Genomic DNA, 311 nt, shown 5'->3' with positions numbered 1-311 from the left:
ATGAATGCCTGTGCGGAGGCCATGCATTGGCCAGCGGGTGCTGTTTCGGTCAATGTCTCGCCAATTCAGTTTGAGCGCGCCGATGTGGAGGGTGAAATTCGCCTTGCTTTGTCAAGGAGTGGCTTGCCGGCGTCACGGCTCTGTGTCGAGCTGACCGAATCTGCCATCCTCGACAATGGTGGCCGATCGAAGGCGAAGATGGCTGCGGTCCGCGCGATCGGTGTTTCTATTGCGCTGGACGATTTTGGAACCGGTTACTCCTCTATGAGCTATCTCGCTGACTTGCCGCTCGATAAACTCAAGATCGATCA

The 311-nt window shown here is 55.9% G+C and carries 1 protein-coding gene; it reads left to right on the top strand.

Translation table 11 applies throughout. From position 1 onward, the window contains the following. Positions 1-311: EAL domain-containing protein (locus SB679_RS23610; RefSeq protein WP_410704700.1), on the top strand; the 311-nt coding region annotated here is incomplete at both ends.

Origin of the sequence: Chryseobacterium sp. SIMBA_029, from assembly GCF_046535275.1 — a bacterium.
In the GTDB taxonomy this organism is placed as follows: Bacteria; Bacteroidota; Bacteroidia; order Flavobacteriales; family Weeksellaceae; genus Chryseobacterium.
This window is presented reverse-complemented; position numbering and strand designations above follow the sequence as displayed.